The sequence below is a fragment of the Pseudomonas cichorii genome (genome assembly GCF_003700275.1).
GTDB lineage: Bacteria > Pseudomonadota > Gammaproteobacteria > Pseudomonadales > Pseudomonadaceae > Aquipseudomonas > Aquipseudomonas cichorii_B.
In genome coordinates, this window is the sequence record NZ_RBRE01000085.1 from 25563 (window position 1) to 41355 (window position 15793).

Annotated in this window: 21 protein-coding genes; 9 read left to right on the forward strand and 12 right to left on the reverse strand. The window is 59.1% G+C overall.

Annotated elements, in window-relative coordinates:
* Positions 1-3: 3 nt before the first annotated feature.
* Entirely contained in the window at positions 4-864 is an 861-nt protein-coding gene (gene speE, locus ALQ04_RS22325) for a polyamine aminopropyltransferase (protein ID WP_122317904.1), read from the reverse strand.
* Positions 865-1098: 234 nt separating this feature from the next.
* Positions 1099-1290: a PLDc N-terminal domain-containing protein gene (locus ALQ04_RS22330; RefSeq protein ID WP_122317905.1), complete on the reverse strand. Its 192-nt coding sequence runs from the start codon at positions 1288-1290 to the stop codon at positions 1099-1101.
* A 129-nt stretch (positions 1291-1419) separates the two neighbouring features.
* Here ALQ04_RS22330 and ALQ04_RS22335 point away from each other — a divergent pair, with 129 nt between their 5' ends.
* Positions 1420-2346 carry a ZIP family metal transporter gene (locus tag ALQ04_RS22335; RefSeq protein WP_122317906.1) on the forward strand — a complete coding sequence of 309 codons (927 nt, stop codon included), beginning with the start codon at positions 1420-1422 and terminating at the stop codon, positions 2344-2346.
* Here ALQ04_RS22335 and ALQ04_RS22340 read toward each other — a convergent pair.
* On the reverse strand, positions 2343-2867 hold the full coding sequence (locus ALQ04_RS22340) for a hypothetical protein (RefSeq protein WP_122317907.1): 525 nt from the start codon (positions 2865-2867) through the stop codon (positions 2343-2345). The two genes, ALQ04_RS22335 and ALQ04_RS22340, sit on opposite strands and share 4 nt — an antisense overlap.
* An 87-nt stretch (positions 2868-2954) precedes the next feature.
* Positions 2955-3485: an ankyrin repeat domain-containing protein gene (locus ALQ04_RS22345; protein WP_122317908.1), complete on the reverse strand. Its 531-nt coding sequence runs from the start codon at positions 3483-3485 to the stop codon at positions 2955-2957.
* Positions 3486-3816: 331 nt separating this feature from the next.
* Between ALQ04_RS22345 and ALQ04_RS22350 the strand changes: the two genes are divergently transcribed.
* Positions 3817-4095 (forward strand): DUF3509 domain-containing protein, encoded by a 279-nt coding sequence (locus ALQ04_RS22350; RefSeq protein WP_122317909.1) that lies wholly within the window; start codon positions 3817-3819, stop codon positions 4093-4095.
* Between the two features lie 109 nt (positions 4096-4204).
* Here the strand turns inward: ALQ04_RS22350 and ALQ04_RS22355 are convergent, their stop codons facing one another.
* The 6 genes from ALQ04_RS22355 to aroC form a co-directional block, all read right to left on the reverse strand.
* A complete protein-coding gene (locus ALQ04_RS22355) occupies positions 4205-4927 on the reverse strand; it encodes a LuxR family transcriptional regulator (protein WP_122317910.1) in 723 nt (240 codons plus the stop codon).
* A 282-nt stretch (positions 4928-5209) separates the two neighbouring features.
* Complete coding sequence (gene mtnC, locus ALQ04_RS22360) at positions 5210-5893, reverse strand: acireductone synthase (protein ID WP_122317911.1); 684 nt, start codon at positions 5891-5893, stop codon at positions 5210-5212.
* A 72-nt stretch (positions 5894-5965) separates the two neighbouring features.
* A complete protein-coding gene (locus ALQ04_RS22365; RefSeq protein WP_122318019.1) occupies positions 5966-6511 on the reverse strand; it encodes an acireductone dioxygenase in 546 nt (181 codons plus the stop codon).
* A gap of 78 nt (positions 6512-6589) precedes the next feature.
* Entirely contained in the window at positions 6590-7204 is a 615-nt protein-coding gene (locus tag ALQ04_RS22370; protein WP_122317912.1) for a methylthioribulose 1-phosphate dehydratase, read from the reverse strand.
* Positions 7201-8364 (reverse strand): MFS transporter, encoded by a 1164-nt coding sequence (locus ALQ04_RS22375; protein ID WP_122318020.1) that lies wholly within the window; start codon positions 8362-8364, stop codon positions 7201-7203. Before ALQ04_RS22375 ends, ALQ04_RS22370 begins: the two co-directional genes overlap by 4 nt.
* A 33-nt stretch (positions 8365-8397) precedes the next feature.
* Positions 8398-9489 (reverse strand): chorismate synthase, encoded by a 1092-nt coding sequence (aroC, locus tag ALQ04_RS22380; protein WP_122318021.1) that lies wholly within the window; start codon positions 9487-9489, stop codon positions 8398-8400.
* A gap of 143 nt (positions 9490-9632) precedes the next feature.
* On the opposite strand from aroC, the gene ALQ04_RS22385 reads away from it, so the two are divergent.
* Together ALQ04_RS22385 and ALQ04_RS22390 are read left to right on the forward strand one after the other, a co-directional pair.
* Entirely contained in the window at positions 9633-10628 is a 996-nt protein-coding gene (locus tag ALQ04_RS22385) for an alpha/beta hydrolase (protein WP_122317913.1), read from the forward strand.
* A gap of 114 nt (positions 10629-10742) precedes the next feature.
* Entirely contained in the window at positions 10743-11540 is a 798-nt protein-coding gene (locus ALQ04_RS22390) for a hypothetical protein (RefSeq protein ID WP_122317914.1), read from the forward strand.
* A 38-nt stretch (positions 11541-11578) separates the two neighbouring features.
* Here the strand turns inward: ALQ04_RS22390 and prmB are convergent, their stop codons facing one another.
* Positions 11579-12487, reverse strand: coding sequence for a 50S ribosomal protein L3 N(5)-glutamine methyltransferase (gene prmB / locus ALQ04_RS22395; protein ID WP_122317915.1), 909 nt, complete (start codon positions 12485-12487; stop codon positions 11579-11581).
* 200 nt (positions 12488-12687) lie between these two features.
* Between prmB and ALQ04_RS22400 the strand changes: the two genes are divergently transcribed.
* The 3 genes from ALQ04_RS22400 to ALQ04_RS22410 all read left to right on the forward strand — a co-directional run bounded on the left by ALQ04_RS22400 (position 12688) and on the right by ALQ04_RS22410 (position 14337).
* Positions 12688-13278 carry a cysteine hydrolase family protein gene (locus tag ALQ04_RS22400; RefSeq protein WP_122317916.1) on the forward strand — a complete coding sequence of 197 codons (591 nt, stop codon included), beginning with the start codon at positions 12688-12690 and terminating at the stop codon, positions 13276-13278.
* Positions 13279-13412: 134 nt separating this feature from the next.
* Positions 13413-13733: a hypothetical protein gene (locus ALQ04_RS22405; protein WP_122317917.1), complete on the forward strand. Its 321-nt coding sequence runs from the start codon at positions 13413-13415 to the stop codon at positions 13731-13733.
* A 46-nt stretch (positions 13734-13779) separates the two neighbouring features.
* Entirely contained in the window at positions 13780-14337 is a 558-nt protein-coding gene (locus ALQ04_RS22410) for a Smr/MutS family protein (RefSeq protein WP_122317918.1), read from the forward strand.
* Positions 14338-14375: 38 nt separating this feature from the next.
* Here ALQ04_RS22410 and ALQ04_RS22415 read toward each other — a convergent pair whose 3' ends face one another.
* Entirely contained in the window at positions 14376-14549 is a 174-nt protein-coding gene (locus tag ALQ04_RS22415) for a hypothetical protein (RefSeq protein ID WP_122317919.1), read from the reverse strand.
* Positions 14550-14783: 234 nt separating this feature from the next.
* Here ALQ04_RS22415 and folE point away from each other — a divergent pair, with 234 nt between their 5' ends.
* Positions 14784-15329, forward strand: a complete 546-nt coding sequence (folE, locus tag ALQ04_RS22420; protein WP_221033416.1) for a GTP cyclohydrolase I FolE — start codon at positions 14784-14786, stop codon at positions 15327-15329.
* An 81-nt stretch (positions 15330-15410) separates the two neighbouring features.
* Positions 15411-15782 (forward strand): glutaredoxin, encoded by a 372-nt coding sequence (locus tag ALQ04_RS22425; RefSeq protein ID WP_183142257.1) that lies wholly within the window; start codon positions 15411-15413, stop codon positions 15780-15782.
* Positions 15783-15793 lie beyond the last annotated feature (11 nt).

A 15793-nucleotide genomic window follows, 5' to 3' on the forward strand; every position in this document is an offset into this window, starting at 1 on the left:
GACTCAGTCATTGCTGGGCTTGTTCACTGCCTGCAGCACATATTGCGGCAGGGCAAAGGCACCCATATGGATTTCCGGGTTGTAGTAGCGGGTAACAATGCCGCTGCCGACAAAGCGCTGGCGCAGGGTTTCCAGTGGCAGCTTGCGGTAGGACGTATTGGTCGAACCCCAGGCGAAGGTCATGGCGCCGCCGATATAGGTCGGGATGGCTGCCTGATAGAAATGCCAGTCGGAAAACAGGCCGTTCATGCGGCCGGCAGTGGTCTGCACTCCGCTCAACTGCATGAAAGGCGTACCGTTCTGGGTGACCAGGATGCCGTTTTCGTTCAGGCAGCGATGGCAGGCCTGATAGAAGTTTTCCGAGAACAGTACTTCACCCGGACCGATCGGGTCGGTGGAGTCGGAGATGATCACGTCGAACTTTTCTTCGGTGGTCGCGACGAAGCGCATGCCGTCGTCGATCACCAGGTTCAGGCGCGAGTCCTCGAAGGCACCGCTGGAGTGGTTGGGCAGGAATTCCTTGCACATTTCGACCACGGTGGCATCGATCTCGACCATGGTGATGTGTTCGACAGTCAGGTGCTTGGCGACTTCGCGCAGCATGCCGCCGTCGCCACCACCGATGATCAGCACGCGCCTGGCCGCGCCATGCGCCAGGATCGGCACGTGGGTCAGCATCTCGTGGTAGATGAACTCATCGGCTTCGGTAGTCTGGATGACGCCATCCAGAGCCATTACCCGGCCCATGCGCGGGTTCTGGAAAATCACCAGGTGCTGGTGCTCGGTACGCACTTCATGCAGCATTTTTTCCATACGAAAGCGTTGGCCGTAGCCTTCGTACAATGTTTCCTGATAATCGCTCATGGGTAAGCTCCCGCTAAAGACTGATGACAGGACGGCCGACCGCCCACAAGAAAGGCGCGCATTCTACGTTGCGAACGATGACAGGTCGAACCTCTATCGCGGATAAAGCGGCCTGTGCTGAGAGAGTGCAACCTGTGTGGGAACGGATTCATCCACGAAAAATGCCTGATGATGCATGACCTGAATCACCGCCTTGCGGGTAAATCCGCTTCTGAACAGAGTGCAACCTTTGTCTCAGATGCGCACATTGCCGCGCGGACCGGCAATTGCCCAGATGATCAGACCCAGGACCGGCAACAGCAGAATCAGCAGGACCCAGAGGATTTTCATCCCGGTGCTCGCGCTGCTTTTCAGTACGTTGATGATGGCCCAGATGTCGAGAGCCAGAATGAGCAAGCCGATCAGGCTATTGAAAGTAGAGCCCATGATGTTGTCCCTGATTGAGTGAGTCGTTCATGGAGAATAGTCAGCTCCATTGAACCAACGGCATATTTTCATGCTCGGAAATTGAATCCACTATCCTTTGATTCATTGTTTCCAGACAGGCCACCCTTAATGCAAACACCCCTGCAACCCCGAACGCTCTGGGCATCCTGGTCGGCTCAGTTCCAGACCAGCCCGTTGGTCAGCCTGGGATTTCTTCTGGCGCTGCTCATCATTATCGGTCTGGGCGTAGCCAGCCTTTATAACGCCTTCTATGGCAGCAACCAGAACAATCTGGGCGCGGCCCTGATCGGCGGGACCGCAGGTTTTGCAGCCACCGCACTGGGCGCGGTGATGGCCGTCGCGTTCCGCAATATCAGCCAGCGTACCCAGGACATCATGCTCGGTTTTGCTGCCGGGATGATGCTGGCTGCCAGTTCCTTCTCCCTGATCCTGCCGGGCCTGGCCGCCGCCCGGGAAATCACCGGCAACGGCCCGCTCGCCGCCGCCACGGTGGTGACCGGGCTGGGCCTGGGTGTACTGCTGATGCTCGGGCTGGACCACTTCACGCCCCATGAACATGAAAGCGTCGGGCGACAAGGCCCCAATGCCGACCGCATCAACCGGGTCTGGCTGTTCGTGCTGGCAATTACCCTGCACAACCTGCCGGAAGGCATGGCGATTGGCGTCAGCTTTGCCGGAGGCGACATGAATGTCGGCCTGCCGCTGACCACCGCGATTGCCATTCAGGATATTCCCGAAGGGCTGGCAATTGCCCTGGCGTTGCGGGCAACCGGTCTATCGGCGTTCAAGGCCATGCTGGTGGCGATTGGCTCAGGCCTGATGGAGCCTCTGGGCTCGATGATCGGCCTGGGGATTTCCAGCGGCTTTGCGATTGCCTACCCGCTGAGCCTGGGTCTGGCAGCCGGTGCGATGATTTTCGTGGTGTCTCACGAAGTCATCCCCGAAACCCATCGCAACGGGCACCAGACATCTGCGACCCTGGGCCTGATGCTGGGATTCGGGGTGATGATGTTTCTCGATACCGCGCTGGGTTAAGCCCTGGCTTTCAACGCTGACAACGAAGAAGCGGCATGGATGCCCGCTGTTGCCGCCAGTTCCAGCACCCGCGCTTCATCACAGCCATAGACCAGCACAGCCTGCAGCTCGTCATCCAGCGGCTGACTGAAGTCCACCAGCACATAGCCGCCCATTTCCTTGTTCATGCTGCTCAGCTGAATCTGGATACGGTTGAGGGCTGTCAGCGCCTCCACCTTGGCCAGTTGCCTGGGCTTGATATTGAAAGCGACGTCCTTGCCGAACGACTGGACGATCTGCTCAAACAGGTCAATGTAGCTATCGGCCTGGAACAGCACGGTTTCCGGCAGGCTGCCGACTACCACCCACTCGCCCAGAGGAATGGGGAAGGTTTCGTCATAATTGATATCGGGATTGGCCGCCAGAAAGGCTTGCGGGTCGGCATAAGCCTGGGCGGCTTCGTCGGCGATGCGCGCAATTTCATCCTCACCCATGCAACCCGAACTGATTTTGCCGATTAATTCAATGAGGGAGTCTTTCATGGGTGAGATCCTGATAGCGGTAAAAAACAAGGCGCGCAGGATAACGGGAATCTCTGCGCACCTCTATCGATTCAGGATCGGACGCTCTCAAACGCCGTGTTTGCTCAATTGCGCGGCGGTTTCCGTCGCCCCCATCGCCTGCGCAGCGGCCAGCGCATTGACACCCTTGGCATCGCGGGCCTGCGGGTTGGCCCCCTTGCCGATCAGGTAATCGACGATTTCCGTGCGATTGAACATCGCCGCCATCATCAAGGCAGTACGGCCGTCAGCCGAGGAGCCCTCTACATCCGCACCCGACTCGACCAGCAGCTTGACCACCGCCAGGTCGCCCTTGAACGCCGCGCCGGCAATCGGGCTCTGTCCGTTATCGTTACGGATTTCCGGATCGGCCTTGTGTTCGAGCAGAACCCGGACCGCTTCCTGATGACCGTAATAACTGGCCAGCATCAGCAACGTATCGCCCTTGTGATTGCGCAGGTTGGCAGGCAGGCCCTTTTCCAGAAGCCGACTCAGCATCAGCGCATCGCCCTGACGGGCCACCTCGAATACCTGCTCGGCGAACTCGGCAGCTTCGTCGTCGCTCATGGTTTTCGGGGCATGGGTGTTTGGATCGGTCATGAATTACTCCCTGGCGCAAGGTTATCGGGGGGGTGAAGGGAACCCGAATCCACTTGCAACGCTCAATACATTGGGCGCCAGTCTTGCCAGCTATGGGTGACAGGTCAAGCTATGCGTCCAATAGGAATATATTCCCCACCCGCAAATCCTCATCGGTAACCAGCAAAATGCAGGATGCCCGATGGCCATTCATGCATTTTGCACGAAACATGAAAATTATCATATTTACAAGTTATTGATTTTAAAGGATTTTATTTAAGCCCAATGCTGGCATGGACACTGCAACAGTACTCACAAGCTTGTTATCCCGTGAGCAATGGAGCCGCTAGACATGTCCTTTATCCAAGAAAAATTCGCTTCCGTATTCTCCAGCCATACCGTTACCGCCCAGCCTCGTCCGGACGGTGGTGTGCTCTTGACCCTGCGCGATAACGAAGGCAAACAGATTCGACGTTCCATCTCCTATGCCCAACTGAATACACCAGTTCAGCTTGAATGGGTCATCAGTGCCATTCGCCGTGATCTTGCAGCCCAGGCCAGTGAGCTACCTGCAATCTCGATGCTGCAAAGCCAGCACCGCTTTGATTTGCCGACCTATCACACCCGCTGATCGAACGAGTCATTTGTGCCGCCGATGATCTTCGGCGGCGACTCAGGCTACGCCCGCTCTCCCTTGTTATCCGCGACGATATTTTATTCTCGCGGTTTTTTTTGCCTGTTCATTTGATCAAGCCGCGACACAAGGCCTCTCCCACCGCCTGTGCCCGGTTGGCCACGCCCAATTTGCTGTAGATCATCTTGAAGTGATACTTGATCGTCGATTCGGAGACATCCCGGATCAGTGCGATTTCCCAGGCAGTCTTGCCATCACGCGCCCACTGCAGGATTTCCAGCTCCTTGCCGGTCAAGCCATGGGAGCGAAACCGGGTTCCCCTGCCGACCATGTGCAGGACCGGCACCAGACTGCTGAGCAAATAACGGTCATCGGTGGTCGCACCACGCTGCATCGCACTCAACGTACAGACCGAAGTCACGCCACTGACGCCACGGCAATTGCTGGAATAGCCGTAGGACAGCGCTGGCATCAATTGACATGCCTCAACCGCAGCGTTGTAGCAGTCCGGTGCCTGATATTGTTTGAAAGCCTCTCGCCAATCCAGGAAGCCCTGCATATTGCGGTAACAGCGGATAACCGGATCTTCCGTCAACAGCCGCCGGTTTCGATAAAGATCACCCCAGATATCCTCGACATTGGAAGTGATGAAGGTCAGCAGCAGCGAGCCCTTGAACTGGTAGAACATCGCCCGCTCACAACGGCACTCGTGCCGGAGCCATTGAAGCGCGTTCTCGATAGCCACCTGACCATCGTCCTCGGAAATACTGCTCACCATCTGCTGTATCAATAAACCCATGGTTGTATTTACTGTCCTGGCACTGCACATCGCTGCCGCTCCTGTGTCGCCCCTCTGCTCTTGTGCACAGCTGGTTTAATGAGTGATCAGGGGCAATGGCAGCCAGAACTTACACGAATAATTACGTTTAAAAACACGTATCGAAACAAACAGGATTGATGCACAAACAGACAGGCACGGGCCTACTTGAAAGCCGGATAACACTGACAGAAACACAAAGGCAGGGGCGAACTCATTGGCAAAGAGCCCGGTGAAATGTACCGGGATCTTCGCGGATGAATCCGCTCCTGCGCTGGGTGTATAGGGGATGGATCAGAACTTTTCCGGGGCGATCACGGCAAAACTGGTAACACACTCATGGCCGCCCAGTGCGCCGCCGGCGCGTACCAGGCCACAGGTCGCCATGCCTGCCGCCTGAGCAGCATCGAGTTCTTCGACGATATCCGACAGGAACAGAATCTCTTCTGCCGGACGACCGATGGCGGCAGTAATGGTGCGATAGGACTGCGCTTCACGCTTGGGGCCGGAAGTGGTATCGAAATAGCCACGGAACAAGCCGGACAGATCGCCCGCTTCCGAACACCCGAAAATCAGTTGCTGCGCCTGGATCGAGCCGGAAGAGTAAACGTAGAGTTCATAGCCTTCCTGATGCCAGCGCTTGAGGGCTTCGACCGCATCGGGGTAGACATGGCCCTTGAGTTGCCCGGCGTTATAGCCCTGTTCCCAGACCATGCCTTGCAAGGCCTTGAGCGGAGTGGCCTTGCGGTCCTGGGCAATCCAGTCGAGCAGAATCCCGATCACCCGCTCGACATCGGCGTCAGGCTCGTTGCTTTCCAGGCGCACAGCTTGCAACTGCGCGGCTACCGCTGGCTTTTCGGCCTGCTGGCGAACGAAATCGGGCAAGTGCCGGGCCGCGAACGGGAACAACACATCGAACACAAAGCTCACTGCACTGGTAGTGCCTTCGATATCCGTGAGGATGGCTTTGATGGACATCAGGGATTGGCTCCTGGGTAAAAATGGCAGACTGGCTCCTACGCTGCAGGAGCGAATTCATTCGCGAAAGAATCAATCATCCAGCCGCGGAAAACGACCGGCAATATCCTCGCCGGTGAAATTCGCCACCCAGCCTTCCGGGTTGTTGAACAGGCGAATGGCGACGAAATGTGGATTCTCGCCCATATCGAACCAGTGCCGCGTTCCGGCCGGTACCGAGATCAGGTCGTTCTTTTCGCACAGCACGGCATACACGTAATCATCGATGTGCAGGGTGAACAAGCCACGCCCGGCGACAAAGAAGCGCACTTCGTCTTCGCCATGGCGATGCTCTTCAAGAAACTTGGCGCGCAGCTCGGCTTTCTGCGGATGATCGCTGTTGAGGCTGATCACATCGACCGTGACATAACCGTGCTCGGTCATCAGCTTGTCGATCTGCGTGCGGTAGGCACTGATCACTTCTTCCTGACTGGCGCCGGGCGTAATGGGCGTGGCTGCCTGCCAGCGATCAAAGGCAACGCCGTGTTCGGCCAGGGTCGAAGCGATATCCTCCAGATGGGTCAGCACCTTGTTGGGCACTTCTGGGCTGGAAACGTGATAAACGGACAGGCTGCTCATGGCAAATTCCTCGGCTGGAAACATACCTCCGGCTTTTACAGGCCGTTCAGGCGGGGTTCCCTGATTAACGGTTAAAGGTCAGCGATTCAAGACCGTGCGCATTTTCAACTCACACTCGAACAGAAACTCGAACGCTTCGATCTGACGCAGTGCATCACTCATCTTCGCGCCCCAGGTGTACAAGCCATGTCCGCGGATCAGGTAGCCGGCACACTCGGGATGCGCATCGAGCCAAGGCTGCACCTTTGCGGCCAGACGGGCAATATCCTGATCGTTATCGAAAATCGGCACCACCACCCGGGACTCATGGGTGACCACACCGCTGAAGGCCTTCTGCAGTTCGTAATCCTCGAACACCAGATGATCGGCATCGGTCAGGCGCGACAGCACGGTCGCATTCACCGAATGCGTATGCAGCACGGCGCCCACTTCGGGCCTGCAGCTGTAAAGCTGGGTATGCAACAGGGTTTCGGCGGACGGTTTCTTGCCGGGCTCAAGGCTGTTGCCGCCAAGGTCGGTAGCCAGCACATCGTCGCTGCCCAACTGGCCCTTGTGCTTGCCGGACACGGTCAACAGCGCTTCGCTGGCCGACAGGCGTACGGAATAGTTGCTGCTGGTCGCTGGCGACCAGCCGCGTCCATACAGGAACCGCCCGGCTTCGATGATTTGCAGGCTGAGTTGTTCGCGGGTCATACACCCTCCTCTTTCTTTGCTGTAGCAATCATGACGGCTGCGACGAATGCCGCAAGGCTGGCAATGGCGAAGGTCCAGAACGGCCCGAGCACATTCCAGCTATAGCCCGAGTACAACGCCCCCAGAGCGCCGCCGACACCGGACAGGGCGGAATACAACGCCTGCCCCTGCCCTTGCTGGCGCGAACCGAAGCTACGTTGCACGAAATGGATGGCAGCCGCGTGAAAACTGCCGAAAGTCGCCGCATGCATGAGCTGGATCGCCAGCAACGCCAGCAGATGTTCGGCAAAGCTGCCCAGCAGTAACCAGCGCAGCGAGGCCAGCAGAAAACTGGCCATCAGAACCTGACGCACGGAAAAACGCTGCAGGATCCGGCTCATGCCCATGAACATCAGAACCTCGGCCACGACCCCGAGAGCCCATAACACGCCAATCACGCCGCGACTGTAGCCCAGTTGCTCCAGATGCAGGGTCAGGAAGGTGTAATACGGTCCGTGGCTGAGTTGCATCAAGGCCACACAGGCATAGAACACCAGCACACTGGGGCGGGTCAGTTGCTTGAGAAAACCGCCCGCATCGGGTTGCTGGGCCGAGAACACTGGTTGCGCATTGGGCACCCACCAACTGCTGATCAGGATACCGGCCAGGATGATCAGCAGTACCTGCGGAAACCAGTCCAGGCTGAACCACTCGAACACCGCCCCCAACACCACCACGGCCAGGATAAAACCAATGGAGCCCCACAACCGGATCTGGCTGTAGCGCGCTGGCTGGTCGCGCAGATGCGCGAGGGTAATGACTTCAAATTGCGGCAGGATGGCGTGCCAGAAAAACGAATACAGCGCCATGACCAGCGCCAGCCAGACGTAGCTCTTGTCCAGCAGGATCAGGGAAAAGGTCAACAAGGCGCAGACGGCACCAAAACGCACGATCAACAGGCGCTGCCCGGTGTAATCGCCCAGCCAGCCCCACAGATTGGGCGCGATGCAGCGCATCAGCATCGGGATGGCGACCAGTTCGCCGATCCGCGCACTGGAGAAGCCCAGATGATGGAAATACAGGGCCAGAAAGGGCGCAATCGAGCCCAGCATGGCGAAGTAGAAGATGTAGAAGCTGGACAGCCGCCAATAAGGCAGCTGTCCGGCAGGCAGTGGCGCCACGTCAGTCATCCATAAACGGAGCGCCAGCGCGCATTACAACTGGCCCAATACAGGCGTGTTGACGCTCACGTCGGCGTTTTGTCCACGGTGGCGCAGCAGGTGGTCCAACACGACGATAGCCATCATTGCCTCGGCAATCGGCGTGGCGCGAATGCCAACACACGGGTCATGGCGGCCCTTGGTGATGACGTCCACCGGGTTGCCATCGACATCGATGGAGCGGCCCGGCGTGGTGATGCTGGAAGTCGGCTTGAGCGCCAGATGCGCCACGATCGGCTGGCCGGAGGAAATGCCACCCAGAATGCCGCCCGCCTGATTGGACAGGAAACCTTCCGGCGTCATCTCATCGCGATGCTCGGTGCCGCGCTGGGCGACACAATCGAAACCTGCACCGATTTCCACGCCCTTGACCGCATTGATGCTCATCAGCGCATGGGCCAGCTCGGCGTCCAGACGGTCGAAGATCGGCTCGCCCAGACCCGGCATCACGCCTTCGGCGACCACGGTGATTTTCGCGCCGACCGAATCCTGGTCGCGACGCAACTGGTCCATATAGGCTTCCAGCTCCGGCACCTTGTCCGGATCGGGGCAGAAGAATGCGTTTTCCTCGACCGAATCCCAGGTTTTGAACGGAATCTGGATCGGGCCCAGCTGGCTCATGTAGCCACGAATGACAATGCCCTGGGTCGCCAGGTACTTCTTGGCGATGGCACCTGCCGCAACCCGCATGGCCGTTTCACGCGCCGAACTGCGACCGCCGCCGCGATAGTCGCGGATGCCGTACTTGTGATGGTAGGTGTAGTCGGCGTGAGCCGGACGGAACAGATCCTTGATCGCCGAGTAATCCTTGGATTTCTGGTCGGTATTGCGAATCAGCAGGCCGATGGACGCGCCGGTAGTCTTGCCCTCGAACACCCCGGAAAGGATTTCGACTTCATCGGCTTCCTGGCGCTGGGTGGTATGGCGGCTGGTGCCGGGCTTGCGCCGGTCCAGATCGCGCTGCAGGTCTTGCAGGGACAGCTCGAACCCCGGCGGGCAGCCGTCGACGATAGCGACCAATGCCGGGCCGTGGCTTTCGCCGGCAGTGGTGACAGTGAATAGCTTGCCGAAAGTGTTGCCGGACATGCGGGCGCTCCGAGAAATCAGCGAAAAAACCAGATCAAACAAATCAAGCGCGCCAGTATACGCAGGCTCGCCGCGCAGTTCATCCTCGAACCTTATGCAACGGCGCGCGTCAAAGCGAAACCTCAACCAATGATGGCCTTGCGATGCTACCTGGCATTCCCCCGATTCGAGCCCTGAACGCCCTGCGAATGCTGGCCATGACCCTGTGCATGCTGGCCGGTGTGGCCAACGCGGCGGCACCCGCCATCGGCCAGCGTCCGATCAGCGTGGACACGGAGAACGGCAAGCTGTTCGGCACCCTGCTGCTCCCGCAGTCCAGCAAATCGGTGCCTGTGGTGCTGATCATTGCCGGCTCCGGCCCGACCGACCGAGACGGCAACAACCCGGAAGGCGGACGCAACGACAGCATGAAACGCCTGGCTATCATCCTGGCCAAGAACAACATTGCCAGCCTGCGCTACGACAAGCGCGGGGTAGCGGCCAGCAAGGCGGCAACCCCGGACGAGCGCAACCTGAGTGTCGAGGGCTATGTTGCCGATGTGCAAGCCTGGGCGCGGAAGCTCAAGGCCAACCCGCGTCTCGGCCCCTTGATCCTCCTGGGCCATAGCGAAGGGGCGCTGGTGGCGGCACTGGCCGCTGAAAAGGCTGGCGCACAGGCCGTGATATCGGTTGCGGGCACGGGTCGCCCGGTGGATCAGGTCCTGCGCGAACAGTTTCGTGAGCGCCTGCCGCCTGAACTGCTGCAGCGCAGTAACCAGTTGCTGGACGAACTCAAGGCTGGCAAGACCGACGACAATGTACCCGAGGCGCTGGAGGTCGTGTTCCGGCCCAGCGTGCAGCCTTATCTGATTTCCCTGTTTCGCCAGGACCCGGCTGCCGCATTCGGCAAGCTGCAAATGCCTGCGCTGATCATTCAGGGGCGCAACGATATACAGGTCAGCGTCAATGATGCACTGCTCCTGAAAAAGGCCAGGCCCGATGCAGAACTGGCTCTGATCGATGGCATGAACCATGTACTGCGCATCGTTCCGGACGACCTGGAGCAACAGATGCTGTCCTACAGAAACCCGACCTTGCCACTGGCGAGCGAGCTTTCGGCGCACATCCTGCGCTTTATCGGTGCACTGCCGGGTGCCTGAGCGCAAGATTTGACGCCAGTAAAACCGCCAGCCCTTCAGACTTGGCAAAGTTGGCCGATAGGGGTGTGCTGGCATTGTGTTTGCTGCACAAGGCCATGGACAGGATCACCGTGAATGACTGACGCAAATACCATGACCGAAAAAGCCGAAGCCCCCAAGGTCGAAGCCGAAGCGCCGCCGCCCCAGCCCTGGGAAGATGTGGTGCCCGAGAGCTTCCAGATGCTTCGCCTTTCGCCGCTGCCAACCGACCGCGCAACCGGTGGGCGGCCGCTGCGCTTCGTGCAGTTTGGCCGTGCCGAGCGCCATAGCAAGGAACTGAGCCTGCTGCGGATCAATATCCAGTTGCCCGGGCAGCGGGTACGCAAGGAACAGAACAATCTGGATGTCTGGGTCGATCACCAGAAACACATGGTGCGCTTCGGCCCCGAATCGGGATTGCAGATCGAACCCTGGAACCGTGGCCTGGGACGTTTCCTGATCGCCCATGCGGTGCACTGGGCACAGAAGAAATGGTCATCCTACAAGATCGAAGGCGTTGCGCTGGCGAGCAAGGACGGCCTGAACGAAGACACGCGCCTGCGCCGCGATCACTTCCTGCGTACCCTGGGTTTTGAAGTGGTGTATGCCGATGCCCAGCACATGAAAGGCAGCATCAAGGATGTTCACGTCGGCAATCTGCACAGCACCTGGAACAACGACAAGGTGCAGATCATCGAAATCCTCGAAGCGTCGCACATGCTGGAAAAGGCCGAGCAGAACCTGATCGAGCAGGAAGTGGTGATTCGCGCCCACGAAGACCGGGTCAACAAGTACAAGCGCGAAGACAGCGGTTTGCGCTTCACCATCGCCTGTCTGGTGACGTTTGCGGTGTTTCAGGCTGGCCTGCTGATCTGGATTGCCACCCACCGTTGATGCAAGGCGGGGTTTTGTACCCCGCCTGTTCTCTGATTTCAGATTCGCGAATCGAACAGTGCCTGATGCTCGCGGCACTGTTCGGCGGTCAGCATGAACACACCATGGCCACCGCGCTGGAAGTCCAGCCAGGCGAAATCCACTTCCGGATACAGCGCCTGGACATGCACCTGGCTGTTGCCCACTTCGACAATCAACAAACCTTTCTCGGTCAGGTGATCGGCCGCCTGGCTGAGCATGCGCCGCACCAGATTCAGACCGTCGCTGCCACAGGCCAGCGCCAGTTCCGGTTCGTGCTGGTATTCATCGGGCATGTCGGCAAAGTCTTCGGCATCGACATACGGCGGGTTGGAAACGATCAGGTCGAAGCGCTGCCCCGGCAGACCATCGAAGCCATCGCCCTGCACGGTGTAGACGCGCTCTTCCACGCCGTGACGCTCGATATTCTGATTGGCGACTTCAAGCGCCTCGAACGACAGGTCGGCCAGGACCACTTCGGCCTCGGGGAACTCGTCGGCACAGGCGATACCAATGCAACCGGAGCCGGTGCACAGGTCCAGAATCCGCGCCGGTTCAGACGCCAGCCAGGGCGCAAAGCGCTCTTCGATCAGTTCGGCAATCGGCGAGCGGGGAATCAATACGCGATCGTCGACAATGAACGACATGCCGCAGAACCAGGCCTCTCCCAACAGGTAAGGCGTGGGCACGCGCTCGTCGATGCGACGCTTGATCAGGCGCTGCAGGTCAGCGATTTCGTCGACTTCAAGGCGGCAGTCCAGATAGCTGTCGGCAATTTCCCAAGGCAGGTGCAAGGCGCCCAGCACCAGTTGCCGCGCTTCATCCCAGGCATTGTCGGTACCGTGCCCGAAAAACACATCTTCCTCGTGAAAGCGGCTGACAGCCCAGCGGATATGGTCACGCACGGAGCGCAAACGGGAAGTGATCATGGACAAGCTCCTTGGGGAAACGTTCTGGCAGGCCGGAAGTGTCCACCATTAGTCGCCCTTCATCAAGGCGAACCGCCACTAAACGCCACGCCAGACGGCCCTGCAGCCCAACAAAACCGGGGCTTGTGATTGTGGAGATTCACAGAATCGCTCAGCCAGAGGAGAATGTCGCAAAAGCCCCACCCGAAGGAGCCCGCTGGATGTCATCTTTAAAGACCATGTTTCAACTCAGCGGCCGTGTTCATGCACCGGCCAACCTGAGCAATGCCACGCTGATTATCATCGACGCCCAGAAAGAGTACCTCAGCGGTCCTCTGGCCCTGAGCGGCATCCATGAAGCCCTGGATAACATCGGCCAACTGGTGGCCAAGGCCCGTGCGGTAAAATGCCCCATCGTGCATGTGCGCCACCTCGGCACTGTGGGCGGTCTGTTCGACCCGCAGGGTGAACGCGGGCAACTGGTCCCGGAGCTGGTGCCACAGGGCGACGAGCATCTGGTGGAGAAGCGCCTGCCCAATGCCTTCAACGGCACCGGCCTGCATGAGCTGCTGCAAAGCCTGGGGCATCTGGACCTGATCGTCTGCGGCTTCATGAGCCATTCGAGTATCAGCACCACCGTACGCGCGACCAAGGATTACGGTTATCGCTGCACCCTGGTCGACGATGCCTGCGCCACCCGCGACCTGCCCGGTCCCAATGGCGATGTCAGCGCGCATGATGTGCATCGCACGGAAATGGCGATCATGGCGGACAACTTCGCCACTCTGGCACTGACCAAAGACCTGATCTGACGACATGCGGCCTGCGTGGTTGTGTGAACCCTCTCACATAACCGCCCATCCCTTTGACCCCTCCCCTTCAGCGAAACCGGGAACAACCTCCTTGGTTTCGGGTCAGAGCGCCGATAACCATTGAGGAAATCGGCATGAAAATATCCGACGGTTTCGATGCCCGCCGCTTGCGCCCCAAACAGCCGGGCCATTGGCGCGTGCGCTTCGGCACCGCGATTGCCACCTTGCTGGTCACCCTGGGCGTCTTGCTGACCATGGCCGGTGCTTCCGGCCTGATCGGCCACCCCCAGGCACTGGGCGATCTGGATGCGACTCCGGCAGGCGCTGGCGTGATTGCTGTCAGCGGACTTCTGGTGCTGTATCTGGGCATCTGGCTATGGCGCCGCTGCCGTCGGCATCGGCGTCGCGCAAGGGGCTTGAGCATGTCCGCGCACTTGATGAAAAAACACGACTGACCCTGCCGCCCTACACGGGTAAACTGGCCTCCTTAGCGGAGGCCCCATGCAAGACGACGATTTTTCCCTGTTCAGAAACGAGACGCGCGGCGTCAAGCCGATCAAGCACGAGCACGCCGATATCGGTAAACCCAGGACCGACCGCAAGCTGCTGGCCAAACTCCGCCAGTCAGCCACGGTACGCACCGATTCGGTCACCGTTGACGGGCTCTCCGACCAGTTCGTGATTGATGTCGGTCCGGAAGATGTATTGAACTGGGCCCGCGACGGTGTGCAGGAAGGCCAGATGCGCAAGCTCAAGCTCGGCCAGATCAGCTTCGAGGGCGGCCTGGACCTGCATGGCATGAGCGTGGAACTGGCCAGGGAAACCCTGTGGGAATTTCTCGCCGAGGCCACCAGGCTGGAAATCCGCTGCGTGCGCGTTACCCATGGCAAGGCTGTGCGCCTGGACGGCAAACGGCCGATGATCAAAAGCCACGTCAACACCTGGCTGCGCCAGCACCCGCAAGTGCTGGGCTTCTGCTCGTGCCTGGCCAAACATGGCGGTGCAGGCGCGGTCTACGTGATGCTCAAGCGCACCATGATGGAAGGTCGCGACGAATAATCAGGTCGGGCAGCCTTGAGGCTGCCCGAGCGGGACTGTCAGCGCGGGCCACCACCGGGACCGAAACCCGGACCGCCAGGGCCACCGGGGCCACCACCACCCTGATGATGGCCTCCACCGTGGCCGCCAGGACCGGGCCAGAACGGCCAGCAGCCGGAAACCGAAGTCAGTACCGCGATCACCAGCGCTATTTTTGCTACTCGACTCAACATCCCGATTCACTCTCTCATGCAGCAATGATTGATTACCGATGCCTATGACCGCAGACAACACGGGAAGTAGGTAGCGATCGGGTAGCCAGAGCGTAATAAAAGCGTTACAAAAGCACTTCGTGCGCCGATTTATGCAGTGGCCATACACCTGCATGCATGCGTAAGTTATTATGTGCGACCTTTGGCGAAGGCATGGCCTTCGCGTTATCGAAACCCACACGGAAACACACTCCTGTGACACTGGAACAGAATTACACCGCCATATTGAGTCAGTTGGGCGAAGATGTGTCGCGCGAAGGTCTGCTCGACACCCCCAAGCGTGCCGCCAAGGCCATGCAGTACCTGTGTCGCGGTTATGAGCAGACTCTCGAAGAAGTGACCAACGGTGCGCTGTTCAGCTCCGATGCCAGCGAGATGGTGATGGTGCGCAACATCGAACTGTATTCGCTGTGCGAGCATCACCTGCTGCCGTTCATTGGCAAGGCGCATGTGGCCTACATCCCCAACGGCAAGGTATTGGGCCTGTCGAAAGTGGCGCGCATCGTCGATATGTTCGCCCGTCGCCTGCAGATCCAGGAAAACCTGAGCCGCCAGATCGCCGAGGCCATCCAGACGGTGACCGGTGCCATGGGTGTTGCAGTGGTCATCGAAGCCCAGCACATGTGCATGATGATGCGCGGCGTGGAAAAGCAGAACTCCTCGATGATCACTTCGGTGATGCTGGGTGAGTTCCGTGAAAACGCAGCAACCCGCAGCGAGTTCCTCAGCCTTATCAAGTAAGGCCCGACAGCCCGCGCCATGGCTCGGCTCATGGCCACGCGGGCTGTACTTTCCATGACTGCCCCGCAACGAGGTTTGACCGTGTTCATGAAAGCCCTGAGGGTTGGCCTTGGCCAGCTCGTTATCATCGCCGACTTCATCACTCGTCCGAGCAGGAAGAAGCGTGAACCGCAAGCCCAGGCAGCCGTCGATCAAGCGGCACGGGACCTGACCCTGTATCAGTTCCACGCCTGCCCGTTCTGCGTGAAGACCCGCCGCACCCTGCGTCGTCTCAATGTCCCGGTCGCTCTGCGCGACGCGAAGAACAACGAAAACGACCGCCAGACGCTGCTCAACGAAGGCGGCCGGATCAAGGTGCCCTGCCTGCGTATCCAGGAAGGCGACAAGACCACCTGGATGTATGAATCCAAGGTGATCATCGACTATCTGGACAAGCGTTTCGGCGCTATCTGAGCATAAGGGCT

Coding starts and splice junctions, on each gene's coding strand:
- speE (WP_122317904.1), bottom strand. CDS start 864: ATGAGCGATTATCAGGAAACATTGTACGAAGGCTACGGCCAACGCTTT.
- ALQ04_RS22330 (WP_122317905.1), bottom strand. CDS start 1,290: ATGGGCTCTACTTTCAATAGCCTGATCGGCTTGCTCATTCTGGCTCTC.
- ALQ04_RS22335 (WP_122317906.1), top strand. CDS start 1,420: ATGCAAACACCCCTGCAACCCCGAACGCTCTGGGCATCCTGGTCGGCT.
- ALQ04_RS22340 (WP_122317907.1), bottom strand. CDS start 2,867: ATGAAAGACTCCCTCATTGAATTAATCGGCAAAATCAGTTCGGGTTGC.
- ALQ04_RS22345 (WP_122317908.1), bottom strand. CDS start 3,485: ATGACCGATCCAAACACCCATGCCCCGAAAACCATGAGCGACGACGAA.
- ALQ04_RS22350 (WP_122317909.1), top strand. CDS start 3,817: ATGTCCTTTATCCAAGAAAAATTCGCTTCCGTATTCTCCAGCCATACC.
- ALQ04_RS22355 (WP_122317910.1), bottom strand. CDS start 4,927: ATGTGCAGTGCCAGGACAGTAAATACAACCATGGGTTTATTGATACAG.
- mtnC (WP_122317911.1), bottom strand. CDS start 5,893: ATGTCCATCAAAGCCATCCTCACGGATATCGAAGGCACTACCAGTGCA.
- ALQ04_RS22365 (WP_122318019.1), bottom strand. CDS start 6,511: ATGAGCAGCCTGTCCGTTTATCACGTTTCCAGCCCAGAAGTGCCCAAC.
- ALQ04_RS22370 (WP_122317912.1), bottom strand. CDS start 7,204: ATGACCCGCGAACAACTCAGCCTGCAAATCATCGAAGCCGGGCGGTTC.
- aroC (WP_122318021.1), bottom strand. CDS start 9,489: ATGTCCGGCAACACTTTCGGCAAGCTATTCACTGTCACCACTGCCGGC.
- ALQ04_RS22385 (WP_122317913.1), top strand. CDS start 9,633: ATGCTACCTGGCATTCCCCCGATTCGAGCCCTGAACGCCCTGCGAATG.
- ALQ04_RS22390 (WP_122317914.1), top strand. CDS start 10,743: ATGACTGACGCAAATACCATGACCGAAAAAGCCGAAGCCCCCAAGGTC.
- prmB (WP_122317915.1), bottom strand. CDS start 12,487: ATGATCACTTCCCGTTTGCGCTCCGTGCGTGACCATATCCGCTGGGCT.
- ALQ04_RS22400 (WP_122317916.1), top strand. CDS start 12,688: ATGTCATCTTTAAAGACCATGTTTCAACTCAGCGGCCGTGTTCATGCA.
- ALQ04_RS22405 (WP_122317917.1), top strand. CDS start 13,413: ATGAAAATATCCGACGGTTTCGATGCCCGCCGCTTGCGCCCCAAACAG.
- ALQ04_RS22410 (WP_122317918.1), top strand. CDS start 13,780: ATGCAAGACGACGATTTTTCCCTGTTCAGAAACGAGACGCGCGGCGTC.
- ALQ04_RS22415 (WP_122317919.1), bottom strand. CDS start 14,549: ATGTTGAGTCGAGTAGCAAAAATAGCGCTGGTGATCGCGGTACTGACT.